Annotated in this window: 8 protein-coding genes; all 8 read right to left on the minus strand. The window is 34.1% G+C overall.

The features are described 5' to 3' along the window. Positions 1-729, minus strand: a 729-nt coding sequence (locus tag ACH0B5_RS06165; protein ID WP_406927573.1) for a WecB/TagA/CpsF family glycosyltransferase, incomplete at its 3' end; no start/stop codon positions are given. Positions 730-734: 5 nt separating this feature from the next. Next, complete coding sequence (locus tag ACH0B5_RS06170; RefSeq protein WP_158599647.1) at positions 735-1595, minus strand: O-antigen ligase family protein; 861 nt, start codon at positions 1593-1595, stop codon at positions 735-737. A 415-nt stretch (positions 1596-2010) separates the two neighbouring features. After that, positions 2011-3012: a dTDP-glucose 4,6-dehydratase gene (rfbB, locus tag ACH0B5_RS06175; protein ID WP_406927580.1), complete on the minus strand. Its 1002-nt coding sequence runs from the start codon at positions 3010-3012 to the stop codon at positions 2011-2013. Continuing rightward, a complete protein-coding gene (gene rffA / locus ACH0B5_RS06180; protein ID WP_406927574.1) occupies positions 3012-4169 on the minus strand; it encodes a dTDP-4-amino-4,6-dideoxygalactose transaminase in 1158 nt (385 codons plus the stop codon). Before rffA ends, rfbB begins: the two co-directional genes overlap by 1 nt. Further along, entirely contained in the window at positions 4150-5058 is a 909-nt protein-coding gene (gene rfbA / locus ACH0B5_RS06185; protein WP_406927575.1) for a glucose-1-phosphate thymidylyltransferase RfbA, read from the minus strand. The genes rffA and rfbA overlap by 20 nt, the downstream gene beginning before the upstream one ends. Before the next feature lie 38 nt (positions 5059-5096). Then, entirely contained in the window at positions 5097-6569 is a 1473-nt protein-coding gene (locus ACH0B5_RS06190; protein ID WP_406927576.1) for a lipopolysaccharide biosynthesis protein, read from the minus strand. Next, complete coding sequence (locus ACH0B5_RS06195; RefSeq protein ID WP_406927577.1) at positions 6554-7531, minus strand: glycosyltransferase; 978 nt, start codon at positions 7529-7531, stop codon at positions 6554-6556. The genes ACH0B5_RS06190 and ACH0B5_RS06195 overlap by 16 nt, the downstream gene beginning before the upstream one ends. 353 nt (positions 7532-7884) lie before the next feature. Further along, the gene (locus tag ACH0B5_RS06200; protein ID WP_406927578.1) at positions 7885-8964 is read right to left on the minus strand and encodes an SGNH/GDSL hydrolase family protein; all 1080 of its coding nucleotides are present in this window, start codon (positions 8962-8964) and stop codon (positions 7885-7887) included. Between the last annotated feature and the right edge of the window lie 641 nt (positions 8965-9605).

Consider the following 9605-nt stretch of genomic DNA (forward strand, 5'->3'; position numbering starts at 1 on the left):
AACCTTTAATATATATTTGATGTTTCCAAACAAGTATCTTTTATACAATCGTTTTGGTTCTTGTAATAGTCGATATAACCATTCAAAACCAATCTTTTGCATGGCAATCGGTGCCCTTTTCACATGATTTGAATAATAATCAAAGAGCCCTCCACAAGTTAGAACTGTACTAGCTTCTATAAGATGAAAATGTTCGTCTACCCATTTCTCTTGAAGGGGATTTCCGAATCCAACAAATAAAATATCCACTTCCAAATCGTTTATGTGAGAAATGACCTTCTTACTTTCTTCTTTTTTATCGAAATAACCATTATAGGCCCCTACAATTTCCACATTCGGATACTTTTTCGAAAAATTTTTTCTTACCTTTTCTGCAGTATCATCTTTTCCACCTAGTAAAAAGATTTTAAAGGGACTTTTCCGTTCATTTAATTCGGCCATTAACGCGGGAAATAAATCAGTTGTGGCAATTCGTTGAGCAGCAGTTGGAATGTTTAAAAACCTTTGGGCATAAATGACACCCATTCCATCTACATAAATTAAATTTTCCCTTTGGTTAATAATGTTTCGATAAGCTTCATCGTTCCAATAGTGAAGCATACAATCCGCATTAATAGCATAATAAGCCTTTTTCTTTTTGTCCCTTGTATGATTAATAATGATTTGAAGCAGTTCCCTTTGACTTCCTAAAAACACTTCATTGTCTATAAACGTTTTTATACGACTCATCCTTTTTATCCTTCGTTATCGTTAAATCGGTACTCATGCGATACTAGAGGTTTTGGAGAATGATGGAATTTATCATTTCGATTAAAAAGTATAGAAACAAATATGAAATAAACGACAATTAGCCAATTGGATCCATCAATATCTTCTACTACAAATAAAATCGACATGAGTAAAAGGGAAACTTTTAATATCGTTTTATAAACCATGTCCTTCAAAAATATTAGTTTTAAGTTAATTACTAGAAAAATAAGACTTCCGATCATAAACCCTATAATTCCCGTTTTATAAATGAAACCTACAAAGGTTGAATGGGATCCAAGGGGATAACCTAAAACCGATCGATCTTTAATACCTAGTCCAATAATCGGTGAATTTTCTAGTGCTACTTTAATACTTTCCTGCATTAAAAAAGTTCGACTATCGTTACTTCCTTCCCGCGCGTGAACTAATTCATACATTGTCATAACGACAATTTGTGATAAATCGGTATACATGAAAATAGCAATCATGGTTGATAGAACTACTAGAGTTAGAAAAATAAATAGATTTTTATTCAATTGTTTGGACAGATATTTCACTACAAAGAACAAGATCCCTATTAATATGACAATATAGCCGCTACGCGAATACGTACTAATGATAGGCATAACCCCTAATAAAATGTAAAGCCAGCGCAGAAACTTCCCTTTGTTTTCGATTACATACCAACAAAATAGAGGGTAGAAAAACAGACAAAACATAATGACAAGATTTGTATAATCCATTATCCCAACAAATCGCATTACTTCCCTTTGATTGAACCATTCAGAATAATAAAGGACTTTCCCTAAAATAGTTACATCTTTCATTCCTATACCGTAGTACATGCCTATACTTACGAACCAAAGGCCAATTAACAACAAATAATTATAAAAAGTAATCTTTTTTATCTTTTCAATGTCGATGTTATTATTTTTAAAATGTAGATAAAAAAATAACGCCATGATCCAAATGCTAAAAGTGTTGACCGTAGCAAAAATTCGTTCGCTATTATAGGAATAAACGAATAAATTATAGAGAATCGAACATCCATAGACAAACAGATACAATACAACTAGTAAACTTAGCTTGTCAAAATAGAGCTTCTTTCTTTGACATAGAAATAAAAATAAAATGAGGGCGATCAATATAAATTGTACTTCCTTTGGAACGACGATGATGGGCCAAAGCAAATAGTACAATAAGTATTGGTTGTTAAGAATTTTCTTCAATTTATCACCATTTTATTGTGTCGTAGAAAAATCATTGAACAGTTTGATAGGATTTATTCAATATGGGCCCCCACCAATCTTCGTTGTTTAAATACCACTGAATTGTTTCAGAGATTCCTTTATCAAAGGTATATTTTGGTTTCCAACCTAATCGCTGTAACTTTGTTGCATCGATACCATACTGTTTATCGTGGCCTAACCGATCCCTTACAAACGTAATTAGTTCTTCCGACTTACCTAAGGATTGTAAGATGATCTTGACAATCTCAATATTTTGCCATTCGTTATTCCCTCCAACATTATAAATTTCTCCGCTTATTCCTTCATGAACAACTAAGTCGATCGCTTTGCAATGGTCCATCACATGTAACCAATCTCGAATATTTTCCCCATTTCCGTAAACCGAAATTTTTTCGTCCTTTAATGCCCGTAAAATAGTTAAAGGAATTAGCTTTTCGGGAAATTGAAACGGTCCATAATTATTCGAACACCGCGTAATATTAATCGGCATGCCGTACGTTTTAAAATAGGCAAGAACGAGTAAATCAGAAGAAGCTTTACTCGCACTATATGGACTATTTGGTTGGAGCGGTGTTTCTTCTGTAAATAAAGTAGGCTCATCCCATTCTAGTTCTCCATAGACTTCATCCGTTGAGATATGAATAAACTTTTCAATCCCTACTTGTTTAGCTGCTTCTAGTAATACTTGAGTGCCTAATACATTCGTATGGGTGAAAATCGGCGGATTTTGAATCGAACGATCCACATGACTTTCAGCAGCAAAGTGAACAACAAAATCAAATTGTTCTTTTTTAAACAACGAATAGATCGTTGTAAAATCGGTAATATCCCCATGGATAAAAAAGTAATTTGGTTTTGTTTCAATCGCTTTATGTTTTCTTAAATCAGCGGCATAAGTGAGCACATCTAAATTGTAAATGTCATAGTTTGGATAATGTTGAACCATGTATTGAACAAAATTTCCTCCAATAAAACCAGAACCACCTGTTACTAACATTTTCTTTCTACTCATCATAATTCTAAAACCCTTTTTTCCAACATGTTCATAAAGTATCCTTTTATCGCCAAAACAATTACTTCAACGGTCGATAAGTCAAAATATAAAGGTAATCTGAGTAGTCGTTCGCTCTCTACTGTTGTATAAATATCTTCTCCATGGAACGTTGTATACCGTTTTCCTGCAGGTGAAGAATGAAGTGGAACAAAGTGAAACATACTTTGAATTCCCTGTGCTTTTAAATAATTTATTAAACTTGTTCTTATATCACCGTTTTTCACTTTAATATAAAATATATGCCCATTATGTTGACAATTATTTGGAATAACCGGTAAATCAATTAAATGATGTTCTTCCAAAGATTGAAGATGAGTATAATATTCATTCCAAAGGGATAAACGGCTTTCTAATATTAGCTCAGTTTGCTCCAATTGGGCATATAAATAGGCAGCATTTAGTTCACTTGGTAAATAGGAGGAACCGATATCTTGCCAACAATATTTATCTACTTGTCCTCTGAAAAATTGGGAACGATCCGTCCCTTTTTCTCGGATGATTTCAGCTCGTTCGATAAAACGCTCATCATTAATAAGCAAAGCACCGCCCTCACCAGAAACGAAATTTTTTGTTTCATGAAAGCTGTATGTTCCTATATGGCCAATGGTTCCTAACATCCGTCCTTTATATGTCCCCATTAATCCTTGAGCGGCATCTTCGATTACATATAATTGATAACGCTGCGCAATATCCATGATCGTATCCATTTCACAGCTCACACCAGCGTAATGGACTGGTACGATTGCTTTAGTTCGCTTCGTAATAGCAGCCTCTATTTTGTTCTCATCAATATTCATCGTATCGGGCCGAATATCAACAAAAACAATTTTCGCCCCTCTTAAAACGAATGCATTTGCTGTAGAAGTAAAAGTGTAGGATGGCATAATCACTTCATCCCCTGGTTGAATGTTAGTAAGGAAAGCGGCCATTTCAAGGGCATGGGTACAGCTAGTCGTTAACAATGCTTTTTTTGTTCCCGTTTTTTGCTCTAACCATATTTGACTTAACTTTGTATACTTCCCATCTCCAGAAAGACTTCTACTTTCAATCACATCTTGAATATAGGCGAATTCCGCCCCTGTGACAGGAGGTACATTAAATGGAGATTGTATCATTTGCTTCGAGCTCCTTATCAAGATCATATTTTGATAGTTCCACTAAATATTTTCCGTAGTCTGTTTTCATCAATGGTTTTGCGATTTCAAGAAGCTGCTCTTTTGAAATGTAACCCTTTCGATAAGCAATTTCTTCAATACAAGCAATATATAAACCTTGTCTTTTTTGAATTGCACAAACAAAATTAGAAGCTTCAAGGAGTGACCCATGGGTGCCCGTATCTAACCAGGCTAGTCCACGTCCGGTCAGTTGTACTTTTAATTTCCCTCTCCTTAAGTAATCTTCTATGATGGACGTAATCTCCTTTTCTCCCCGTTTCGAAGGTTCTACCTGTTTCGCAATCTCCACTACGTCATTATCAAAAAAATATAAGCCTGGAATCGCATAAGAAGATTTCGGATTTACCGGTTTTTCCTCAACCGAAATAGGATTCATCAATTCGTCCACCTCAATAACCCCATAAGCCTTTGGATCATTGACATAACATCCAAAAATCATTCCACCGCTCGTTAAAGAAGTTGATTTTTTTAATAGGAGACTAAAGTTCGAACCGTAAAAAATATTATCTCCTAAAATTAATGCAACTGAAGAACTTCCAATAAACTTTTCACCAACAATAAAAGCTTCTGCCAAACCGTTTGGATGTTCCTGGATCGCATATTGAAGGTGAATCCCTAAATGGGAACCATCTCCCAAAAGTTGTATAAAGCCTTCCATATCCCTTGGAGTAGAAATAACTAATATCTCTTTAATTCCTGCTAACATTAATACTGAAAGGGGATAGTAAATCATTGGTTTATCGTAAACTGGCAAAATCTGTTTCGAAATAGACTTCGTTATCGGATATAATCGGGTACCTGTCCCTCCTGCTAAAATAATTCCTTTCATTTTTACCCTCTTCTTCGTTATTTTTTAATTCTTCCCTTCTAAGTTTCGAATCCTTCTATCGATACTGTTTTGTTTTTTTGAGATTTCAAAGTAATTTGTAAGTAACGGAAACATTCAATTTTAAAAATCTTTGCCAACCCGACATATAAAATAATTCCCGTAATAATTTGTACTCCTATAGTGAGTAAGTCCGACATGCCGACCCATTTAATACAATAGATAATGGAACCCATCCCGCAGGATAGTAGAAATGAAGGGAGTACATCCTTCCATTGTTCGCTCAAACGATAATTCAATAACTTCCGATTAGGGAATCCATCGATAATTGCGGCAATAATCCCATTGAGCAACACACCAAAAGCCATCGCATGAACTCCAAACTGGATACTAATTACAAGAACAGTAAGAGCGATAACCGTTTTAACGATTTCCAATTTTAAAAAAATGTCACTCCTCCCCATCGCTTTAACTGCTTGTAGATTGGATACATCAATTGTCCATAAAGCATAATAGGCACAGAAGATTTGTAAGAAGGAAACAGCGGGAAGCCATTTTTCCGTTAATAAAACATTCATAAGAGGTTCTGCAATAATAGCAAGACCCATCATCATTGGAAAAACAATAAACGAGCTCATTCCGATTAAACGGCGAGTCATCTCTTTTACTTTCTGTTTATTATCTTGATGGGCTGATAACGCCGGGAACATTACATTTTGTATGGAACCATTTATATTGTCCACGATGACCGATGGAAATTGCATTCCCCTGTTATAGAAACCTAATAAAGCAGGGTTGAACATTTTCCCAATGATGAAACTTTGCAAATTAATATAAATAGAAAAAATGAGGGAAGAAATCAGTAACTTCCATCCATATGAAAACAATAGTTGCACCCTTTTAAAGGAGAATTTTAAGCTGGGTCTCCAGCGCACAGTAATACATAAAGCAATCGTAACTAATAAATGTCTCGTTAATTGTTGTGCTACTAAAGCCCAAATACCAAAATCAGCAAAGGCCATCAGTATCCCAACGATGCCCGAAAGGATGACACCACTTAAACTACTAATAAATAAGTTTTTAAACTCCATCGATCTGGCAATAACCGCATTTTGTATGGAATTAAACGCTCCAAAAAATAAAGTCAATGACAATACTTTTATTACGGATGATAGTTGAGGTTCTTCGAAAAATGTTCCAATTAAAGGGGCTGACAAAAATAAAATAATATATAGAACGATAGCTACGCATAAGTTCAAATAAAAGACAGAGGAGAAATCAAGGGCATCTACCTCTTTCTTTTGAATAAGTGCGGTGCTAAGACCACTTTCTACAATAATTCCGCCAAACGTAATAAAAACGGTAACTATGACGATTAAACCGAAATCTTCTGGAAGGAGAATTCGCGCCAGTATAAGCGTGATTAGAAATTGTATTCCTTGTGTTCCACCACGTTCAAGGAGCTTCCAAAAAAGAGAAGAAAGTACCTTTGCCTTCGTTATGTCATATTCCATTTAACGAAACTCCTTTTAGCTTGCCTTAAAAAGTTTGAAACAGCCGGAGAATATTCATCCATCCATATCATGGCCTTACGTTTCAATCCTAATTGGGAATACAACTCCTTATACATTCCTTTTTTCACTTCTTTAAACTTTCTTTCTTCTATTAATAGTTCCAGTTCTGTCATATCCTTTTTCCATTTAATCACTTGTTCATATTGACTATTTGTATAGCGATTAATTTCATCGAGCATTTCGGCAATTTGGCGATAGTGGGCTCTTTTCTTTGCAATATGATGCATATTGGAACTTGTCCAAGATGCATCATCGCCATTACGCCATGCAGACAAAAATTCATCCATATAATATACTTTCCCTTGCAATGCGAGATTGATAGCAAGATGATAATCAGTTATGTTCGGAACGATTTGAAAAAACCTAGGTCTTTCCAGATCTAATTGTGTTCGGTAAAACATCGAATTTGTAACAAAGAAATCTCCACCTTGTCCAATCACTTCTTCCACTTGCAAATATCTACTTGTACGACTTGGACGATTATGTCTTAATATTTTTTTATCCTTTGCTGTAACGACATAGCCTGCATGAACACATAAACTGCACTCTGGATGGTTTTCCATAAAATCCACTTGCTTTTGTAATTTATAAGGGTCGAGCCAATAATCATCCCCTTCACAAACTGCAATGTATTTTCCCTTTGCCCTTTTCACGTTAAATTCGTCTACTAAAATTTCTTTCGAAAATTGATTCTCTGTTTGATAGATTGGTTTAATAAGATCTGGATATTTCTTTTCATAATCCTTAATAATTTCTACTGTCCGATCCGATGAGGCATCGTCATGAATTAAAATTTCATATTTGAAGTTCGTCTTTTGCATGAAAAAACTTTCGATTGCATCATGAATATACCGCTCATGATTATAGGTGAGACAGCTTATACTCACTAAAATATCATTCATTTGAAGACCTCCAGATTTTAACAACCTATTTTTTCTCCCACTAAATCCAGATCATGACTAGACGCCTAAAGTAAGTGTCGAATATTTTATTCATATGACACATATATCAGTTTTATATGAATCTAGTAGTTAATCATTACTCCTTCAATCTCTGAAAAATCCAACTCATTTAATTCTAAAGTCGTATAATTCTATAGATTTTTTTAATATTCCGGAATAACTTTAGTAATATTTAACTAATCCTATTATTTTATATATGTCATATAATGTAAAAACTTTCCTATAAAATAAAAAAATAAATCAAAAATAGTCTTAAGTTAACTATTTTTGATTTATTTAATATTGGGGAAACTTTATATTTCATTTAATTCCTTAACTAATTGCTTTACCGAATCAAAATAACCTAATTGTTCCATTCGATGAAATACAATTTTTCCAATCACTTCGTAACCCTTTGCATTAAAATGAACTTTATCGGATAAAAGACTTGGTGGAATTGCACCTGTTTCCATTGCCGTTAAATCCTCCGTCGTTGGTGAAATATTAGCCAATTTCAACCCATTTGTACTCATTAACTCTCGAAGATTAACGTATTTCTCACCAAAAGCAGTTTCCATTAATGATTCTAGTTGTATTCTTGATTCTGCTGTACCCGTTGTAAGTCCTAATACTAAGTAGTTTTCATTGTATTTTTCCATCTGAATAATCGATTTAATTTGATCTACTAATTGCTGATCAGTTTTGTATCCACCGTTTTGACCGATAAAAATAATAGGAATATAGTTTTGAAATTTTTTCATACCAACCGTTTCAATTACAGTGCCATCTTTAACTGGAACAGCTTCTCCCCTTCCCAATCGTTCAAAATAATAAATATTTTCACCTTTAGATTGCTTGTCGATACTAATAATTCCTTGAACTCCATTGATTGTCACAGGATTTACCCCTTTATCACCATGTCGCAGCGGGGCAACTGGTTCACCTGTTGACGAAGTTATATGAATTTCCACTTTTGTAACTTCTTTTGGAATTGTAAAACTACTTACGACAAAGGGTGTACCACCAGCACGTCCAGCAATCGTACTAGATGTCTCTCCCCTCACCCCCATATTGATAACCGGTATATCATGATATACATGTTGCTCTATCAAATTTTGTAATACTCTAGGATAGGTTACACCTTCACCACCTGATCCATATGTAAGGGAATCGCCCCACGATACAACACCTGGTAGCTCTTCCTCTATCGTTTGTTCCAGTAATTTAAGTAATTTTGTTTTTTTCTCTTCCCGTTCATTTGATTTTAAAATATAAGAAACTGCTAAATCTTCATTCGCCTCTTTCTCCCTTTTTTGATGATTCTCCCCTAAAAGAATGACCAAAACTAAAGTGAGTATTAATAAATTTAATACTAGAAACGGATACTTTTTCATATTCGAATAAGGACACCTTCGTTCTCTATATTATCTAGACCTATATTCCCCTTTATATAGGGGGAGTTATACAGTGAATTTATTTAATTTAAAACAATTTCTATGTTCGCCATTATTACCTTTACAGCGAACTTTCTTCACATAGTTGAAAAGTATGATCCCGGCATAACTAAAAAAGACCTTGATATAATCTCAAGGTCTTAGATAAGAGAAGGTGGTTACTTTTCAGATTTAATATACTGGTGAAGATACTATTTATTCAAAAATTGTTTTATAAAAATAATTACAGGCTTCATTTTCAGATTCGAACTTTTCAATGTGTGATTCATACCACGTTCACTATAGTAAACTTCCCAAATATCTCCTTCTTTATTCAAACAAAAGGCTTCATTAGGATATTCCCATTTAAGTCGTATAAATCCTTTGGAACATTCTCATAATTACCAGCTGCTTTAATTTAAATTAAAGTAAAAACCTTGAAAGGTATCTAGCCAATCAAGGTTGAATTTTTTTGTATTTCATATACTTTATTTCAATGCGTCTTCTAATGTTTTCTTTTCATGTTGTATTTCGCAAGTAAAAATTGAGCCATTTATTAATTAAAAACTGATCCACTTAAACCGAACTATTTTCTAGCCATT

The organism is Ureibacillus sp. 179-F W5.1 NHS (assembly GCF_045369345.1).
Taxonomy (GTDB): Bacteria; Bacillota; Bacilli; order Bacillales_A; family Planococcaceae; genus Ureibacillus; species Ureibacillus halotolerans.